We start from the raw sequence: 17840 nt of genomic DNA, 5'->3' as shown, positions 1-17840 counted from the left end.
CCTCTCAGGCGGCAAGATCCGCGTGCTGGCCACCTCGGGCGCCACGCGCAACAAGTTCATGCCGGGCGTCAGCACGCTGATCGAGCAGGGCTTCAAGGACATGGCCTACAACGAATGGTTCGGCTTCTTCCTGCCCGGCAAGGCGCCGGCCGAGGTGGTGGCCAAGGCGAATGCCGCCATCCGCACCGCGCTGGCCGACAAGGACGTGGTCGCCGGGTTGGCGGCCATGGGGCTGGAGGCGCGTTCGTCCACTCCCGCTGAGCTGGCGGCGCTGCTCAAGGCCGATGGCGACAAATGGGGTCCCATCGTGAAAGCCATTGGCTTCACTGCAGAATCCTGAGGACTCCCCATGCTTGACGATGCATTGATCCAGCAGCTCGCTCTTGAGCTGCACCAGGCCGAGAAGACCCGCGTGCAGGTGGAGCATTTCTCCAAACGCCACCCCGGTATGACGGTGCAGGACGGCTATGCCATCTCGCGCGCCTGGGTGGCGATGAAGATCGCCGAGGGCCGCACGGTGCGCGGCCACAAGATCGGCCTGACCTCGCGCGCCATGCAGGTCGCCAGCCAGATCACCGAGCCCGACTTCGGCACCCTGCTGGACGACATGTTCTTCGCCGAGGGCGGCGACATCCCCATGCAGCGCTTCATCCTGCCGCGCGTGGAGGTGGAGCTGGCCTTCGTGCTCAACAAGCCTTTGCGCGGCGAGCCGGGGCGCCCGCCGGTGAACATCTTCGACGTGCTGGCCGCCACCGAGTACGTGGTGCCCGCCATCGAGATCATCGATGCGCGCATCGAGCAGCACGACCGCCACACGGGCGTGATGCGCAAGGTGTTCGACACCATCTCGGACAACGCGGCCAATGCCGGCATCATCACCGGCGGGCGCCCCGTGCGTCCCGATGCGGTGGACCTGCGCTGGTGCGGCGCGCTGCTCTACAAGAACGGGGTGATCGAGGAATCGGGCCTGGCCGCTGCGGTGCTCAACCACCCGGCCACCGGCGTGGCCTGGCTGGCCAACAAGCTTGCACCCTATGGCGAGGGGCTGGAGGCGGGCGAGGTGGTGCTGGGCGGCTCGTTCACGCGGCCCGTGGCGGCTGCCGCGGGCGACACCTTCCATGCGGACTATGGGCCGCTGGGCAATATCGCCTTCCGCTTCGTTTGAGGGGACTGCCTTGCATACACCCGTGAACACCTTCAAGCAGGCCCTGGTCGCGCGCACGCCGCAGATCGGCCTGTGGTTCGGCCTGGCCAGCGGCTATGCGGCCGAGCTCGTCGCAGGGGCTGGTTTCGACTGGCTGCTGCTTGACGGCGAGCACGCGCCCAACGACGTGCCGCGCATGCTGGAGCAGCTGCAGGGCATCGCCAGCGCGCGCGCCATGCTGGGCTCTGGCCCGCACCCGGTGGCCCGCGTGCCGGTGGGCGACACGGCGCTGATCAAGCAGTACCTGGACATCGGCGCGCTGACCCTGTTGGTGCCCATGGTGGACACGCCCGAGCAGGCCGCGCAGCTGGTGCGTGCCATGCGCTACCCGCAGGACGACGGGCAGGGCGGCATCCGCGGCATGGGCGCGGGCCTGGCGCGCGCCTCGCAGTGGATGCGCTATCCCGGGTATCTCAAAGAGGCCAATGCCCAGGCGTGCCTGCTGGTGCAGGCCGAGAGCACGCTGGCCATCGAGAACCTGGACGCCATTGCGCACACGCCGGGCGTGGATGGCGTGTTCTTCGGCCCGGCCGACCTCTCGGCCAGCATGGGCCATGTGGGCAATCCCGGGCACCCTGAGGTACAGGAGGCCATCGAGAGCGGGATACGCCGCGTGCTGGCCGCCGGCAAGGCCCCCGGCATCCTGATGGCCGATGAAAAGCTGGCGCGCCGCTACCTGGAGCTGGGCGCCGTCTTCGTGGCCGTGGGGGTGGACACCAGCGTGCTGGTGGCCGCCACGCGGGATCTGGCGGCGCGGTATGGGCGGGCGCTGCATCCCGCGCAGCCACAGTCTCCAGTGGCAGGCGCCTCGGTCTACGGCTGACAGCCCCCACTACATCGGCCGCAGCCTGAGCTTTTCCGCCGGATCGTGGGGCTCGGGCGTGGGCACGCCCAGGATCTCGTCGATCGAGGGCTCGTCGGGCATGTCCAGGATCTGGTCTGCCGACAGCTCGACCCGGGCGGCGATGGCGGCCAGCGCGGCAGACGCTGCCGCTTCGGGCGGTGGCGGCGTGCGTGTGCGTATCACCACGCCGCCGGGGCGCCGCTCGCCGTCCTGCCCCAGCACCGCACGGGTCGGGGCGTTGCCGCAGCGGGCGCGCACCGCCTGCACGCTGTCCTGCAGGGCCTGTGCATCGGCAATGCGCTCCCGGTGGCGCAGCAGCACCTGCTGGGCCATGTCCGCCAGCTTGGAGTTCAGGGAGCTTTCGGCCAGCTGCAGCAGCTTGCGCACGGCCCCTTCGGCATCGCCCGCCAGGCTCTGGGCCATCGCTTTCTCGGCCGACTGGTTGATCTGGGGCAGGCATTCGCGCACCATGTCGCTGTATGCGGGGTAGACGTTGCAGGCATTGGCCATCAGCTCCGTGAGGCCGCGCGTGTTGGCATAGCGCATCCCGAGGGAGCGCACCCACTTTTCGCCGTCCGACAGGTCGATGGAGGTCGCGGCCAGCACGGCCAGCAGGCTGGCCAGGTTGCAGGCGGCCTCGAAATCGAAGCTGGCCTCGTCGATCTCGCGCGCCATGTCGCGCACCGCCGCCACGGCGGCCGAGAACTGCCGCTGCTGGATCAGCAGCAGGGTCTGGGCAATGCTGGCAAAGCGCTGGATGCGCGGGCTGTCCTGGTGGCGCTCCAGGATGCGGCCAAAGTCCGCCACGCAGCGTTCGATGCCCTTGCGGTCCTTGTCGGAAAAGTAGGAAAAGGCCAGCAGCACCAGGGCCTGGAAGTCGAACAGCTTGGAGTCGATACCCAGGATGGCCGCACGCGAGAGCACGCTGGCGGCCGTCTTGCGGTCGCCCATGTAGTACGACATCATGCCCAGCTTCTGCAGGCGCACCACCGAGTCGGGCGTGAGCGCGCTGGCCGTGCGGTAGGTCTCGATGGCCTCGGTGAAGTTGCCCAGTTCCACCTGAGCGCGGCCCAGCACGTCGTAGGCGTCGGCAAACGAGGCATCCTCGCCGATCAGGCCCTGCAAGGTGGTGATGGCGCGGGTGGCCTGGCCAGACTCGATCTGCGCGCGCGCCACACCGAGCTTGGCCCAGGGCAGGGCGCGCGCTGCGATGACGGCTTCGAACAGCGTTCGGGCTTCATCGTGGCGGCCCAGGCGCAGCAGCAGCTCGGTGCCAATGCGCGCGGCATACAGCCAGTAGGGCTTGCGCGCCTCGAAACGTTCTACGCAGAGGCTGGACGCGAGCTCGAAGTCTTCCTGCTCGATGGCGTCGAAAATCGGCTTCAAGTGGATCTTGCGCAGCCGCGCCAGGCTCAGCCGCTCGAACAGGGCGCTCGGGGTGAAGGGCTTGAGCAGGTAGCCATCGAGCGCCGACTCGGCGGCCTCGGCCACCGCCGCATACGAGGCCTCTGCCGTGACCATGAAAAACACGGTGGAGAACGGCAGCAGCTGTGCACGGCGCAAGTCGTCCAGCAAGGTCTGTCCGGAGTCGCCAGATTCGCTGAAGAACTGGTCGCACAGCACATAGTCGAACACCGTGTGTTCCAGCCTGGCGCGGGCGTCACGCACACGGCTGCATTGCACGATCTTGGTGACCCCGTACTCACGCAGCTGCCCCACCAGAATGCTGCGCGAGGTGGCATTGCTGTCGATGATCAGCGCCTGGATGTCTGGCGTATCCGGGTCTTTGCCTGTGGCCATCTGCAGCTCGGGGGTGGTGTAATTAAAAGTAACTGCTCACTGCAAGCACAGTGTATGCCCGGTCAGCGGAGTCTGCGATGCGGGTAAGCCCCCGGCCTGCCATGTGTCGGTTGCTTGCGACACAATCGGTGCCATGGACAACACAGACATCCTGCGGGTGGCAACCTACAACATCCACAAAGGGGTGCAGGGCATCGGCCCGGCCCGCCGGCTGGAGATCCACAACCTGGGGCATGCGGTCGAGCAACTGGATGCCGACATCGTCTGCCTGCAGGAGGTTAGGAAGCTGCACCGTGGAGAGGCCAAATACTTCCAGCGCTGGCCCGAGTTGCCCCAGGCCGAGTACCTCGCCCCGGAGGGCTACGAGGCGGTGTATCGCACCAACGCCTTCACCCGCCACGGTGAGCACGGCAACGCGCTGCTCTCGCGCTGGCCCGTGATCGGCCACCAGCACGAGGACATTTCGGACCACCGCTTCGAGCAGCGCGGGCTGTTGCACGTCGAGGTGGACGCCCATGGCCGCAAGATCCACGTGATCGTCGTTCATCTGGGGTTGATTCCGGGCAGCCGCATCCGCCAGATCGAGCGGCTGCAGCGCTTCATCGAGCGCGAGGTGCCCGGCGGCACACCGCTGGTGGTCGCGGGCGATTTCAACGACTGGGGCCTGCAGGTCAAGCGCATGCTGGCCGGCTTCGGCCTGCATGAATTCGAGGACCCCCGGGCCTTCACCTACCCCGCGCGCCTGCCCCTGGTGCAACTGGACCATGTCTACGTGCGCGGCCTCACGCCCCTGTCGCTGCACGTGCCGCGTGGCCGCATCTGGTGGCGCATGTCCGACCACCTGCCCCTCATCGCCGAATTCCGTCTCTAGCCGTGGTCCGGTCCCCGGCCTTCACCGCTGACCACCGGGTGCGCCTGCTGCAGGGTGCGCAGGAGCTGTTTCCCGCGCTGGTCAAGGCCATGGACGCTGCACTGTCGGACATCCAGTTCGAGACCTACATCTTCGACTTCACCCGCAGTGGAGCCAGTGTGGCGCAGGCCCTGGAGCGGGCGGCCCGGCGTGGCGTGCGCACCCAACTGGTGGTGGATGGCGTGGGCGCGGGTGCCTTTCCGCTGGAGTGGACCGAGCGCTTTTCGGCCGCTGGCGTGCAGTTTCGCGTCTATTCGCCGCTCGGGCCGCTGGGCCTGCTGCTGCCGCACCGCTGGCGCCGCCTGCACCGCAAGCTGTGTGTGGTGGACGGCTGCATGCTGTTCTGCGGCGGCATCAACGTGCTCGACGACCTGCATGATCCCAATTTCGGCACGCTGGCCGCGCCGCGCTTCGACTTTGCCGTGCAGGCCACGGGCAGCCTGGTGGCCGTGGCCAGCGACACCATGGACCAGCTGTGGTGGCGCATGCAGGCCGTGCGCGACATGCGCGAGCGCCGCCTGCCCGAGGCCCTGCAGGCGCTGCGCGCGGCCAGCGCCGCCCAGCACGCTGCCCAGGTGGCCGAAGACGGCCCTCGCGTGCGCGCCGCGCTGCTGCTGCGCGACAACGTGCGCAACCGCAGCCGCATCGAGCGGGCGTACCGCCGCGCCATCGGAGCGGCGCGGCACGAGGTGATCATTGCCTACGCCTACTTCCTGCCCGGTGGCAAGCTGCGCCGCGCATTGCTGATGGCGACGCGCCGCGGTGTGCGTGTGCGCCTGCTGCTGCAGGGGCGCTACGAATACTTCATGCAGTACCACGCGGCGCGGCCGGTGTATGGCGCACTGCTCGCGGCGGGGGTGGAGATCCACGAGTACGCGCCGAGCTTCCTGCACGCCAAGGTGGCCGTGGTCGATGCGCTGGGCGAGCGGCCCTGGGCGACGGTGGGCTCGTCCAACCTCGACCCGCTGAGCCTGCTGCTGGCGCGCGAGGCCAACGTGGTGGTGGAGGACGCGGCCTTTGCCGCCGACCTGCGCCAGCGCCTGGTGCAGGCCATGGAGCAGTCCGGCCGGCGCATGGAGCCGGCGCGCTATGCGGGCCGCCCGCTGCGCCAGCGCGTGCTCGACCAGGTGGCCCATGCGCTGATGCGCCTGGCCCTGTGGATCACGGGCCGCCGGTACTGACACCGATGGCAGGCTTTGCTGCTATACAAATAGTAGCTGTATCGCGATGCGGGCCGGGCGGTAGCCAGGTAAAACCTTTGCCAGGCGTACCGCCCCGTTCACTGTTACGATGCCGGACATGTCCAGTCCCACTGCCGCTGATATGACGACCATCCCGCCCGACGAAGAAGGCACGCCCGTCTCCGTCAAGATCCGAGAGCGCCTTGCCGCCGCGCGCAAGCGCTTCCACGCCAACGACAACATTGCCGAGTTCATCGAGCCGGGCGAGCTGGAGAGGCTGCTGGACGAGGTCGAGGTCAAGATGCAGGGCGTGCTCGACAGCCTGGTCATCAACACGCAAGGCGACCACAACACGCACAACACCGCGCGCCGCGTGGCCAAGATGTACCTCAACGAGGTGTTCAAGGGCCGCTACGTGGCGCAGCCGCCGATCACCGAGTTTCCCAACGCCGAGCACTTGAACGAGCTCATGATCGTCGGGCCCATCACGGTGCGCAGCGCCTGCAGCCACCATTTCTGTCCGGTGATCGGCAAGATCTGGATCGGCGTGATGCCCAACGAGCACACCAACGTGATCGGCCTGTCCAAGTACGCGCGCCTGGTCGACTGGGTCATGGGCCGCCCGCAGATCCAGGAAGAGGCCGTGGTGCAATTGGCCGACCTGATCATGGAAAAGACCCAGCCCGACGGCCTGGCCATCGTGATGGAGGCCAGCCACTTCTGCATGTCCTGGCGCGGTGTGCGCGAGATGGACAGCAAGATGATCAACTCGGTGATGCGCGGCGTGTTCCTCAAGGACCCCTCGCTGCGCCGCGAATTCCTGTCCCTCATCCCCGGAAAGAACTGACCATGCTCGTACGCCTGCTCTATGCCAGCCGCGCGGTGGATACCTCGCCTTCCGCCATCGAAGCCATCCTGTCGCAGTCGCGCCAGCACAACCCGGGCAGCGGCATCACCGGGGTGCTGTGCTATGGCGGCGGTATCTTTCTGCAGGCCATCGAGGGCGGCCGCGCTGCGGTGAGCGACCTCTACGGCCACATCCAGCGCGATGCCCGCCACCAGAACGTGGAGCTGCTGCACTACGAGGAGATCACCGAGCGCCGTTTCGGCGGCTGGACCATGGGCCAGGTGAACCTGTCCAAGATCAACCACTCGATCCTGCTCAAGTACTCCGAGAGGCCCGAGCTCGACCCGTATGCGGTGTCGGGCAAGGTGTCGTTCGCGCTGCTCGAGGAACTGATGGCGACTGCTTCCATCATCGGCCGCGCTTAGCGGTCGCTGAGTCGCAAGGCCGGTCCGCCGTTTCGGACGTCCATTTCCGGGCCGCAGCCGCCAGCGCGCTGCGGCTTTTTGTATTCCTTTTTCCGCTTTTCCACCGTGACCATCCATGCCTTCGGCCTCATCATCCTGGCGGGCCTGATCCATGCCTGCTGGAACATCGTGGCCAAGAAGGCGGGGGGCGACTCGCGCTTCGCGTTCTTCACCTCGGTGCTGATGATGCTGTTCTGGGCGCCGCTGGGCTGGTACCTGGGGCGCGATGCGGTGCCGCTGTGGGGCGCGGTGGAGTGGGGCTTCGTCGCGGCCAGCGGGTTGCTGCACGTTGCCTACTTCGTCATCCTGCTGCGCGGCTACCGCAAGGCCGACCTCACCGTGGTCTACCCGCTGGCGCGTGGTTCGGGGCCGCTGATGTCTTCGCTGGTGGCGGTCACGCTGCTGGGTGAGCGCATTTCGGCGCTGGGCGTGGCCGGCATCGCGGGCGTGGTGGGCGGGGTGTTCCTGATCGCGGGCGGCCCGGGCCTGCTGCGCGCCGCGCACGATCCGGCTGCGCGAGCGCGCGTGCACAAGGGCATGTTCTACGGCCTGCTCACGGGGGCCTTCATCGCCAGCTACACGGTGGTCGACGGCTATGCCGTCAAGATCCTGCTGATGTCGCCCATCCTCGTGGACTACATGGGCAACTTCGTGCGCGTGGCGCTGCTGGCGCCCGTGGTGCTGCGCGACCTGCCCACCGCCGGCCAATTGTGGCGCGCGCAGTGGCGCTTTGCGCTGCTGGTGGCCATGGTCAGCCCCGTGGCCTATGTGCTGGTGCTGTATGCGATGAAGGAGGCGCCCCTGTCGCATGTCGCGCCCGCACGCGAGGTCTCCATGCTGTTCGCCGCGCTGATCGGCGGCCACCTGCTGGGCGAAGGCGACCGCGTGGCGCGCATCTGTGGTGCCGTGCTCATCGCGGCCGGCGTCACTGCGCTGGCGCTGGGGTAGCCATGCTGCTCGGGTGCGACTTTTCGAGCAGCCCCACGCGCCGCAAGCCCGTGGTGCTGGCCCTGGGCCGGCGCGATGGCGCGCGCGTGCAATTGACGGAACTGGTGTGCCTGGAAACCCTGGCCGCGGTGGGCGCCTGGCTGGCCGAGCCGCGCCACTGGGTGGGTGGGTTCGACCTGCCCTTCGGCCTGCCGCGCGAGCTGCTGCAGACCCTGGGCTGGCCGCTGCAGTGGCACGCCAGCATGCAGCACTACCAGTCGCTCACCCGCCCACAGATCCGCGAGGCCTTTGCCGCCTTCTGCGATGCGCGCCCCGTGGGCGGCAAGTTCGCGCACCGCGCGACCGATGGGCCGGCGGGCTCGAGCCCGTCGATGAAATGGGTCAACCCGCCCGTGGCCTATATGCTGCATGCAGGCGTGCCACTGCTGCTCGGCGCCGGGGTGCACCTGCCCGGCCTGCATGCAGGCGACCCCACGCGCGTGGCGCTGGAGGCCTACCCCGGCCTGCTCGCGCGCGAAGTGCTGCAGCGGCGCAGCTACAAGAGCGACGATGTTGCCAAGCAGACGCCGGATCGCCTGATCGCGCGCAAGGACCTGCTGACCGCGCTGGAGCTGGGGCAGACGCGCCTGGCGCTGCGCCTGAAGCTGAGCCATGCCCAGCGCGATGCCCTGGTGGCCGACGCCAGCGGCGACAGCCTGGACGCCGTGCTGTGCATGCTGCAGGCCGGCTGGGCCGAGCAGCGCCATGCGGAGGGCGACGCGCTCTACGGCCTGCCACCCGGCCTGGACCCGCTGGAGGGCTGGATCGTCACCGCGCCCATGCCCCTGGCTGGCGCAGGGGCGGCCACAATCGCGCCATGACAGGTATTGCCGTATCCATGCAGGCTGTCCGGCTCTGGGCCGGGGGACTGGCCTGTGCGGTCGCGGCCACATCTGCACTCGCCGCGCCCGCCCCCTGGTTCTACTGGCGCAGCAAGGTCGATGGCCAGCGCGTCTGCGCCCAGACCTCGCCGGGCGCGGGCTGGGAGAAAGACAGCCCGCCCCACGACGGCCCTGGTTGCGCTCCGCGCCGCAAGGTGCTCATCGTTCCGATGCGCTGATCAGACCTTCACGGCCGCCTCTTGAGGCTCTCCGAGCGACAGCATCAGCCGGTTGGCCCAGTTGAAGAAGGCCGCGCCGTGCAGCGCATCCGAGATCGCGAAATCGTCCAGCCCCTGGTCGCGCAGCGCCGTGATGTGTTCGGTGCCGAAGTCGAGCGGCGTGTCCGAGAGCGCCACTGAGGCCTGGGCGATGGCGCTCCAGCGCGGGCCCAGGTCGGTGTCCGTGCCTTCGTCGAGCAGGCGCTGCACGTCGTCCGTGCGGCCCGAGAAATGCGCGGCAAAGCGCGCATGCACCGATGCGCAGTAGATGCAGCCGTTGTGGCGCGAGGTGGCGGTGGCCGACAGTTCGCGTTCGGCGCGCGGCAGGCCGGCGTCGGGGTTGTAGAAGATGTCCTTGTCGGTGCGGGTGCGCGCGCCCAGGATGTCGGGGTCGCGCGCCAGCAGCATGAAGTAGGGCGACTTGGCGCGCGCAGCGTCCACCAGGCCTGCCAGGTGGCGGTCGGTCAACTCTGCCTCGGGCAGGGGCGTGAGCCAGGGCAGCCAGTTGAGCTGCGCCTGGGTGAAGGCCACCGGCTCATTGTTGCCGGGGTGCGAAAGGGTGGTGTCGCTCATGCCTGCGTCTCCTCGTTGGACAGGGTGGCTTGCCCGCGTGGCGCGGGGGCAGCAGCCAGGGCGCGCAGCCCGGCCACCACGCGGATCTGGAACGCCAAAAAGGCGACCAGCTGCGACAGGGTCACGATGTCGGTCGTCCCCCAGCCCGCGTCGAGCAACTTCTGCAGCGCGGCCGGGCTGGCATCGCGCGGGTGCAAGGTGAGCAGGTGCGCGTGTTCGAGTGCGGCCGACAGCGGCCTGCCTAGCACGGCGCCCTGGGCCTCGCCCACGGTGTAAGCCGGGCCGGCCTGGTCCTCTTCGCTCAGCGGGCCGGGCGGGTAGCTGCCATAGGGGCCGCTGGCCGCGCCGCGCACCACCTCTGCGGCGATTCCCTGGGGCACGCCGGGGCGGGCCTGGCGCGCGCCTTCGGATGCCAGCGCGGCGTTGTAGAAGGCCGTGGCATCGGGCTGCTGGTGCAGGCCGGCCACGAAGGCCGCCACGGCCTGGCGGTCGGCCAGGGTGAAGCGGCTGCCTGGCAGCAACTGTGCCGGCTCGAACAGGGCCAGGTAGCTCTGCTGTGCATGGGTGCGCGCCTGCAGGCGGTGGCGGCGGATGGTGTCGAGCCGGTCGCCGGGCTGGATGCCGGCGAGCAGGTCGATCACATCGGGCGGGGTGTCGTGGGGCTGGGTCATGCAGGCTCCGTGATGGGTTGGGGGATGAAAGCGCGGGGCGTGGCTGCGGGCGGGTGCCGTGGCACCCAACCCAGGGCGGGTGCCACCGCGGTGGCGGTGAGCTCGATGGAGCGCAGGATGGCCGCGTGCGGCGGGTCGATGGAGTGCACCTGGAACACCAGATCGGTCACGCGCTCGAGCGTGGCGTCGGCGCGCAGCGAGGCGATCACGTCCTCGGGCGAGCCCACGTGCGCGTCGTAGGTGGCGATCAGTTGCGCAAGCGGCGCATCGGGCCCCACACGGGGCGTTGCACCGGATTTGGCGGCCTGTGCGGCAAAGCGCTCGGCGAAGCGGCGCAGCCCAGTATCGGCCAGGCGCAGCGCCTCCTGCCGGCTGTCGGCCACGAACAGGCTGCGCGAGCCCACGATGCGCGGCGTGCTGCCGGCGGGCAGCGCGGCCAGGTAGGCGTCGATGATGGGGTTCTGGATCTCGGCCAGCGTGGCGTCGGGCGCATCGTCGGTGCGCGGCTGGGTGCGCGAGAGCATGAGCCCGTCGCCCGCCTGCCCGGCGCGCGTGCCGCCCGCCACCGAGAAGGTGGCCTGCCAGATGCGGCCCAGCAGCTGCGCCGCAGCGGGGTAGAGCGTGTCACCGCCCGCCAGGGGCTGGCCGGCCCAGGCGCCGCGCAGCACGGCCAGCTGGCGCGCGAAGATCGCACTGCGGTCCTCGCTGTCGAGCCCAAAGGCCGCAAACGATTCGGGCGTACCGCCCGTGCCCACTCCCACGTCCAGGCGGCCGCCCGAGAGCAGGTCGAGCACGATGGCGTCCTCGGCCACGCGCACGGCGTTTTCCAGGGGCAGGGTGATGATGCCGGTGCCCAGGCGGATGCGGTGGGTGCGCGCCGCCACATGCGCCAGGAAGACCAGCGGCGAGGGCAGGCCGCCCTCGTGCTCGTGGAAGTGGTGCTGCGCGACCCAGGCAGAGTCGAAGCCCAGGGCCTCGGCATGGGCGATCTGCTCGGCCACCAGGCGGTAGCGCTCGCCCGCCGGGGCGTCGTCAAGCAGCCTGCTGAAGAAGCCCAGGCGCTTCGCGCTCGGCGTGGTGATAGTTGTCGTTGTGGGGATGGAGGGCACGGTCGTTGTTCCTTGCTGCGGCATGGCCGGGGATGGCATTGATGAGTTCGCGCGTGTAGTCGCTGCCGGGGGACAGGAACACGTCCTGCACGCGCCCGGCATCCACCTGGCGCCCGGCCTGCAGCACCGAGACGGTGTCTGCTATCTGCCGCACCACGGCCAGGTCGTGCGAGATGAAGAGATAGGTCAGGCCCAGGTCGCGCTGCAGCTGCTCGAGCAGCGCCAGGATCTGCGCCTGCACGGTCACATCCAGGGCCGATACCGCTTCGTCGAGCACCAGCACCTGGGGGCCCAGCACCAGGGCGCGTGCAATCGCCACGCGCTGCCGCTGCCCGCCCGAGAGCGCGCGCGGCGGGCGCTGCAGCACGGCCGGTGGCAGGCCCACGCGTGCCAGGATGTCTTGCACGCGGCGCTCGCGCTCGGCCCGAGCGACGGGCTCGAAGTTGAGCAGCGGCTCCTCGATGATCTGGTAGACCGTCTGGCGCGGATCCAGCGAACTGAAGGGGTTCTGGTGCACCAGCTGGATGCGCCGGCGCACCTGGCGCAACGCCTCGCCGCGCAGCGTGGCCAGGTCTACCCCCTCGACGAGGATGCGGCCCGCCGTGGGGCGCGCAAAGCCCACCACGTCGCGGATGGTGGTGGTCTTGCCCGAACCCGACTCGCCCACCAGCGCATGCGTGGTGCCACGGCGTACGTTGAACGAAACCTGGTCCACCGCGCGGAAAGGGCGTTTCTGCTCGGCTACCGGAAATTCGTGGACCAGTTGGTCGACCACGATGGCGAAGTCATCGCCCGCGGCGGCGTCGCTGCCGCGGGACGCCGGGCGAAAGGCGCCCACCGAGAGCGAGGGCGCGTCGGCCAGCAACTGGCGCGTGTAGGCGCTCTGCGGCGCGCGCAGCAGTGCCCGGGTGGGGCCCTGTTCCTGGATACGGCCGCCCTGCATCACCACCAGCCGGTCGGCCCGGTCGGCCGCCACGCCCAGGTCGTGCGTGACCAGCAGCACGGCCGTGCCGTCCTCGCGGCGCAGATCGTCGATCAGGTCGAGGATGCGCCGCTGCACCGTCACGTCCAGGGCGCTGGTGGGCTCGTCGGCAATGATGAGCGCCGGGCGCAGCGCGATGGCGATGGCGATCAGCACCCGCTGCTTCATGCCTCCGGAAAGCTCGTGCGGGTACTGGCGCGCGCGCAGCGCGGGCTGCGACAGGCCCACGCGCTCGAGCAGCTCCAGCACGCGTGCGGCAATGGCGCGGCGGTCGCCATGGCGGTGGATCTGGAGGATTTCACCCACCTGTTCGCCCACCGTGCGCACGGGGTTGAGCGAGCTGGTCGGGTCCTGCGGGATCAGGCTCACCACGCTGCCGCGGATGCCGTCCAGGCGCTTTTGCGGCCAGCCAGCGATATCGGTACCGTTCAGGCGGATGGCACCGTGCTCGAGCCGGCCGTTGTCGGCCAGCAGGCCGATCACGGCCTGCGCGGTGGTGGTCTTGCCCGAGCCCGATTCGCCCACCAGGGCCACCACCTCACCGGGTGCGATGGAGAACGAGACGCCGTGCACCACGCGCTGCTCGTGCTGCTGCCCGTCGCGGTAGGCAATGGCCAGGTCCTCGACCTCGAGGACCGGCGTGGGGAGGGGGGTGCTGCTCATGGGCGGCCTTTCGCGATGGCGGCGCTGATACGGTTGGCCGAGAGCACCACGGCCACCACGATCACGCCCGGCACGGTGGTCAGCCACCAGGCGGTGGCCAGGTAGTTGCGCCCCTCGGCGATCAGCAGGCCCCACTCGGGCGTGGGTGGCGGTGCGCCGTAGCCCAGAAAGCCCAGCGTGGAGATGGACAGGATGGCCGAGCCGAACTGCAGCGCCGCCATGGCGATCACCGAGGTCAGCGAATTGGGCAGCACATGGCGCCACAGCACGGCGCTGAAGCGCCCGCCGCTGCCGAAGGCGGCCTCCACGTACTCGGCGCGGCGAACGCGCACCACCTCCGAGCGCACCAGCCGCGCGAACGCCGCCACCGAGGCCACGCCCACCGCAATGGCCGCGTTGATGGTGCCGAAGCCCAGGATGATGATGATGGACAGCGACAGCAGCAGCGAGGGTACGGACAGCAGCACGTCCACCGTGCGCATGATGGCGTCGTCCACCCAGCGGCCCACCGAGCCCGCGACCAGGCCCAGCAGCGTGCCCAGCAGCAGGCCCACTGCCACGGCCACGAAGGCGCCCGAGAGCGAGTGCACTGCGCCATGCACCACGCGGGCATAGACGTCGCGGCCCAGCGCATCGGTGCCCAGCCAGTGCGCGGCGCTCGGCCCCTGCAGCTGCTGGCCGGCCGTGCCCTGGATGGGGCTGTAGCCGGTGAACAGGCCCGGCGCCAGCGCCCACAGGGCCACCAGGGCGATCACCGCCCAGGCCAGCAGCAGCGTGGGCGGCGTGTCGCGCAGTGTGCGGGCTGCGCGTGAGAATGCACGAGAGAACGCCGAGGGGCGTGCCGCCACCGCAGCGGCGGGCACCGGCACCACCGCTGGCGGCACCCGCTGCAGGGGCGGCGTGGGCGACGGTGTGGAGTGCGTGGGGGCGATCAGCAGGCCCTGGCCTGCGGTGTGCGTGTGTGTCGTCATGGGTCAGGTTCCGGGGGCGTGGCGCAGCCGTGGGTCGAGCACCGGGTAGAGCAGGTCCACGGCCAGGTTGATGAGCACGAAGGCGGTGGCCGAGAACACCACCACGGCCTGCAGCACGGCCGTGTCCTGGTTGCCCACGGCCTGCTGGGTCAGGCTGCCCAGGCCGTTCAGGCCGAAGACCGCCTCGGTCACCACGGCACCCGCCAGCAGCTCGCCGAAAAGCACGCCAGCAATGGTCAGCGTGGGCAGCAGCGCATTGCGCGCCACGTGCTTCCACAGCACCCAGTTGCGCGTGGCACCCTTGGCGCGCGCCACGGACACGAAGGGCTGGGTCAGCACCTCGTCGATGTTGCGCAACAGGATCTGCGCCAGAGGCGCCGAGATCGGGACGGCCAGGGTCAGCGTGGGCAGCACCAGGCCCTCCCAGCGGCCGGGGTTGATCACCGGGATCCAGCCCAGGCGGAACGAGACCACCTGGATCAGCATGATGCCCAGCCAGAACACCGGCACCGAGACGAACAGCGAGGGCAGCGACTGCAGGGCCGAGCGCAGCCAGCGCAGCGGCGCCAGTTGCGCGGCAAAGGCCAGCGCCACGGCCAGCAGCAGTGCCGTGGCAAAGCCGAACGTGGCCAGCCGCAGCGTGGGCGGCAGGTTGGTGGCCAGGCCCTGGCTGACCGGCACCCCGGCCTGCACCGAGTAGCCGAAATTGCCCGTGAGGAATCCGCCGAGGCTGTGCAGGTACTGGCTCCACACCGGCGTGTCGGCCCCGTAGGAGGCGCGGATGTCGGCGATCTCCTGCGGGCCCAGGCCGAGTTCGGGGGTCAGGAACTTGATCAGGATGGCATCGCCCGGCAGCGCCTGCAGCAGGATGAAGGAGGCCGTGAAGGCCGCCCACAGCACCAGCAGGGCCTGGCCGATGCGGCGTGCGAGGTAGCGGTAGTTCATGGTGATGTGTTCCTGGGCGGCGCTGCCCGCCGTCAGGGCTGCTTGGCCAGCCAGGTGCTGTAGAAGCTGGGGCGGCCCACGGCCTCGAAGGCCGCCTCACGCACCCAAGGGGCGCCGGCAAAGGCCTGGGGTTCCTCGAAGATCGGGATCACATAGGCCTGGTCGATCAGGTAGTTCTGCGCCTCGCCGGCCAGGGCCAGGCGCTTGGCCGGGTCGGTCTCGGCGGCGATGCCTTCGAGCAGGCCGTTGAGCCTGGCATCGCTGAAGGCCTTGACCTTCTGGCTCACGCCGCCCTTTTGCAGCAGCACGTTGCGGTTGGTGGGGTAGAACTGGCTCTTGATCACGTCCGGGTCGGCTCGGCCGACCATGGTGGCCAGCAGGGCTGTCTTCTCGGGGTCGAGGTTCTCGGTGATCTTGGTGCCTGCGTCGCCCGACAGCACATTGAGCTTCACCCCGATCCTGGCCCACTGCTGGGCGATCAGCTGCAGCGTTTCCTTGTTCTGCGGCTGGGGCAGCGCTTCGTGCGCTGCCAGCACCAGCGGCTTGCCGTCCTTGGTGCGGATGCCGTCGGCGCCGGCCTTCCAGCCCGCGTCGTCCAGCAGCTGTTTGGCCTTGGCCTCGTCGTGGTTGAGCTTGGCCGACAGGTCGACGTAGCCCTGGGCGTTGGCCGCGATGACCGACGTGGCCTTGGGGTAGTGTTTGGAGAACAGGGTGTCGACAATGGCCTGCGTGTCGGTGGCATGCAGCAGGGCCTGGCGCACGCGCAGGTCGGCCACCAGCTCGTTGTCGGGGCGGAAGTACACGCCGTTGTTCACGCCGCGGGTGGATGGGGCGTAGATCTCGAACTTCCCATCGGTCACGCGCTTTTCGTCATAAGCCTGCACCTGGCGGATGAAGCCGGCCTGGCCGGACAGCAGGGCGCCGATGCGCACGCTGTCCTCGGGCGTGACGATGAGCTTGATCTCGTCAAGCCGCGCGCGGCCCTGGTGGGCCAGCTTGGTGGGGCCCCAGGCGTATTCCTTGCGCGCCGTGAGGGTGAGCTCCTTGCCCAGGGTTTCGCTGGCGACCACGAAGGGGCCGGAGCCGATGACCTTGGTGGCGTCGCCCAGTTCCTCGAAGGGCCGCGCCAGGGTGGACAGCGACACCAAGCCCGAGCCGATGACCGACGTGCCCTGCAGGAAGCCCGGCGAGGGCTTCTTGAAATAGAACTTCACCGTGAGCGGGTCCACCACCTCGCTCTTGTCGTAGTTGTTGATCACTTCCGAGACCGGCTGCTTGAGCTCCTTGTTGCCCAGGCCGTAGGTATCGAAATTCTTCGCCACGGCCGCAGCATCGAGCGGCGTGCCGTCCGAGAAGGTCACGCCCTTGCGCAGCTGGAAGGTGTACTCGGTGGCGCTGGGGTTCACCGTCCACGCCTGCGCAATCCAGGGCTGGATCTCCAGCGTCTTGGGGTCCTGGTAGGTGAGCTTGTCGGTGATCTGGTTGAGCACCCCGCCATTGGGGTAGAAGCCCCCGGCGGGTGGGTACAGGTTGGTGTGCGCCTGCTGGTCCAGGTAGACCAGGGTGCCGCCCTGCACGGGCGCCCCGCTGGCCGCCGCGGTGGAGTCGGACTCCTTTTTTGAGCAGCCGGCCAGCAGCATGCCGAATGCCAACACCGGGATGCCCACGGCAGCCCAGACCATCGATTTCTTCAGGGGAAACACGTTCATACCTCGTCGCCGAAACGGCAGTGAAATGGCCTCAAAAAGCCGGGCGACGCCGCAGTGGCAAGGGCCCGGTTCATGCATTTCATGGTACCGACGCTACATAAACGCATCGGTATATAAAGTAGGATCGTTATCTGAAAAACGAGGGTTGCGGCCGCATGGCGGCTTATCTGAAATGCGCATAAGCGCGCTCGGATTTCTGGCTTCCCAGGTGGCACTGCGGCGCAGAACAATGGCGAGACTGTTCGTGATCCGCCCGATGTCAGCGGCGGCGCGACGCATCGGAGAACCGCGAGCCATGACCCATCTGAACGACTACCTGGCCGAGAAGCGCGCCGCAGTGCTGGCGCGCCAGGCCGCCATCGACGCGGGCACCGCCCTGCCTGCCGCCCTGAAGGCGCGTGTGAGCGCCGAGGGCCGCAGCGGCGTGCGCCGCCTGCGCATCCGCGACCACCAGCTCATCAGCGACAGCCCGCCCGACTTTGCGGGCTACAACCTGGGGCCGAGCTCCCCCGAGCTGCAGCTCGGTGTGCTGGGCACCTGCGTGACGCACATCTTTTTGATCCATGCGGCCGAGCGCCAGGTGCCGCTCGAAAGCCTGGAGGTGGAGGTGACGGGCATCATCGACCCGCGTGGCGGCAAGCCGGGCCACGAGGCCACGCCCATCTGGCCGCACGAGATCGCCTACACCGTGCACATCGACTCGCCCGCGAGCCGCGCCGACATCGACGCGCTGTTCGAGGCCGTGGAGCGCAACTGCCCCATCCTGAACCTGCTGCGCAACCCGCAGGCCATCCGTGCCGAGGTGAAGCTCACCAACTCCAAGGCCGCTGCTGAGATCGAAGAGGCGGTGGCCGCATGAGCGCCGGAACACCCGCCAACGC

The 17840-nt window shown here is 69.2% G+C and carries 19 protein-coding genes; 11 read left to right on the top strand and 8 right to left on the bottom strand.

Translation table 11 applies throughout. The features are described 5' to 3' along the window. The 3 genes from ASE31_RS32830 to ASE31_RS25290 form a co-directional block, all read left to right on the top strand. Positions 1 to 340, top strand: a 340-nt coding sequence (locus tag ASE31_RS32830) for a tripartite tricarboxylate transporter substrate-binding protein (protein ID WP_255357708.1), incomplete at its 5' end; no start/stop codon positions are given. A gap of 9 nt (positions 341 to 349) precedes the next feature. After that, on the top strand, positions 350 to 1165 hold the full coding sequence (gene hpaH / locus ASE31_RS25295) for a 2-oxo-hept-4-ene-1,7-dioate hydratase (protein ID WP_057204880.1): 816 nt from the start codon (positions 350 to 352) through the stop codon (positions 1163 to 1165). Between the two features lie 10 nt (positions 1166 to 1175). Next, entirely contained in the window at positions 1176 to 2027 is an 852-nt protein-coding gene (locus ASE31_RS25290; RefSeq protein ID WP_057204876.1) for an aldolase/citrate lyase family protein, read from the top strand. Between the two features lie 9 nt (positions 2028 to 2036). Here ASE31_RS25290 and ASE31_RS25285 read toward each other — a convergent pair whose 3' ends face one another. Continuing rightward, the gene (locus ASE31_RS25285; RefSeq protein ID WP_057204872.1) at positions 2037 to 3848 is read right to left on the bottom strand and encodes a response regulator; all 1812 of its coding nucleotides are present in this window, start codon (positions 3846 to 3848) and stop codon (positions 2037 to 2039) included. A 133-nt stretch (positions 3849 to 3981) separates the two neighbouring features. Between ASE31_RS25285 and ASE31_RS25280 the strand changes: the two genes are divergently transcribed. From ASE31_RS25280 to ASE31_RS25250, 7 genes are all read left to right on the top strand, one after another. Next, positions 3982 to 4719 carry an endonuclease/exonuclease/phosphatase family protein gene (locus ASE31_RS25280; RefSeq protein WP_057204869.1) on the top strand — a complete coding sequence of 246 codons (738 nt, stop codon included), beginning with the start codon at positions 3982 to 3984 and terminating at the stop codon, positions 4717 to 4719. Positions 4720 to 4721: 2 nt separating this feature from the next. Then, positions 4722 to 5939 (top strand): cardiolipin synthase ClsB, encoded by a 1218-nt coding sequence (gene clsB / locus ASE31_RS25275; RefSeq protein ID WP_157412660.1) that lies wholly within the window; start codon positions 4722 to 4724, stop codon positions 5937 to 5939. 118 nt (positions 5940 to 6057) lie between these two features. After that, complete coding sequence (folE, locus tag ASE31_RS25270; protein WP_057205216.1) at positions 6058 to 6786, top strand: GTP cyclohydrolase I; 729 nt, start codon at positions 6058 to 6060, stop codon at positions 6784 to 6786. A 2-nt stretch (positions 6787 to 6788) separates the two neighbouring features. Continuing rightward, complete coding sequence (locus tag ASE31_RS25265; RefSeq protein WP_057204866.1) at positions 6789 to 7211, top strand: BLUF domain-containing protein; 423 nt, start codon at positions 6789 to 6791, stop codon at positions 7209 to 7211. A 105-nt stretch (positions 7212 to 7316) separates the two neighbouring features. Further along, positions 7317 to 8198, top strand: a complete 882-nt coding sequence (locus ASE31_RS25260; protein WP_057205213.1) for a DMT family transporter — start codon at positions 7317 to 7319, stop codon at positions 8196 to 8198. Positions 8199 to 8200: 2 nt separating this feature from the next. After that, the gene (locus ASE31_RS25255; RefSeq protein WP_057204863.1) at positions 8201 to 9058 is read left to right on the top strand and encodes a DUF429 domain-containing protein; all 858 of its coding nucleotides are present in this window, start codon (positions 8201 to 8203) and stop codon (positions 9056 to 9058) included. Further along, a complete protein-coding gene (locus ASE31_RS25250) occupies positions 9055 to 9297 on the top strand; it encodes a hypothetical protein (protein ID WP_082604371.1) in 243 nt (80 codons plus the stop codon). Before ASE31_RS25255 ends, ASE31_RS25250 begins: the two co-directional genes overlap by 4 nt. Here ASE31_RS25250 and ASE31_RS25245 read toward each other — a convergent pair whose 3' ends face one another. The 7 genes from ASE31_RS25245 to ASE31_RS25215 are packed head-to-tail and all read right to left on the bottom strand — an operon-like array spanning position 9298 to position 16932. Beyond that, positions 9298 to 9909, bottom strand: a complete 612-nt coding sequence (locus tag ASE31_RS25245) for an alkylhydroperoxidase domain protein (protein WP_057204856.1) — start codon at positions 9907 to 9909, stop codon at positions 9298 to 9300. Then, positions 9906 to 10580: a CMD domain protein gene (locus ASE31_RS25240; RefSeq protein ID WP_057204853.1), complete on the bottom strand. Its 675-nt coding sequence runs from the start codon at positions 10578 to 10580 to the stop codon at positions 9906 to 9908. Before ASE31_RS25240 ends, ASE31_RS25245 begins: the two co-directional genes overlap by 4 nt. Next, the gene (locus tag ASE31_RS25235) at positions 10577 to 11689 is read right to left on the bottom strand and encodes a putative FMN-dependent luciferase-like monooxygenase (protein ID WP_157412659.1); all 1113 of its coding nucleotides are present in this window, start codon (positions 11687 to 11689) and stop codon (positions 10577 to 10579) included. Before ASE31_RS25235 ends, ASE31_RS25240 begins: the two co-directional genes overlap by 4 nt. Then, entirely contained in the window at positions 11613 to 13334 is a 1722-nt protein-coding gene (locus tag ASE31_RS25230) for an ABC transporter ATP-binding protein (protein WP_057204847.1), read from the bottom strand. Before ASE31_RS25230 ends, ASE31_RS25235 begins: the two co-directional genes overlap by 77 nt. Beyond that, positions 13331 to 14305: an ABC transporter permease gene (locus tag ASE31_RS25225; protein ID WP_082604370.1), complete on the bottom strand. Its 975-nt coding sequence runs from the start codon at positions 14303 to 14305 to the stop codon at positions 13331 to 13333. The genes ASE31_RS25230 and ASE31_RS25225 overlap by 4 nt, the downstream gene beginning before the upstream one ends. 3 nt (positions 14306 to 14308) lie before the next feature. Then, on the bottom strand, positions 14309 to 15250 hold the full coding sequence (locus ASE31_RS25220) for an ABC transporter permease (protein WP_057204845.1): 942 nt from the start codon (positions 15248 to 15250) through the stop codon (positions 14309 to 14311). A 32-nt stretch (positions 15251 to 15282) separates the two neighbouring features. After that, entirely contained in the window at positions 15283 to 16932 is a 1650-nt protein-coding gene (locus ASE31_RS25215; protein ID WP_057205207.1) for a TIGR04028 family ABC transporter substrate-binding protein, read from the bottom strand. A 322-nt stretch (positions 16933 to 17254) separates the two neighbouring features. On the opposite strand from ASE31_RS25215, the gene ASE31_RS25210 reads away from it, so the two are divergent. Next, positions 17255 to 17818 carry an OsmC family protein gene (locus ASE31_RS25210; RefSeq protein WP_057204843.1) on the top strand — a complete coding sequence of 188 codons (564 nt, stop codon included), beginning with the start codon at positions 17255 to 17257 and terminating at the stop codon, positions 17816 to 17818. Positions 17819 to 17840 lie beyond the last annotated feature (22 nt).

Origin of the sequence: Acidovorax sp. Root217 (genome assembly GCF_001428645.1) — a bacterium.
Classification (GTDB): Bacteria; Pseudomonadota; Gammaproteobacteria; order Burkholderiales; family Burkholderiaceae_C; genus Acidovorax.
This window is presented reverse-complemented; position numbering and strand designations above follow the sequence as displayed.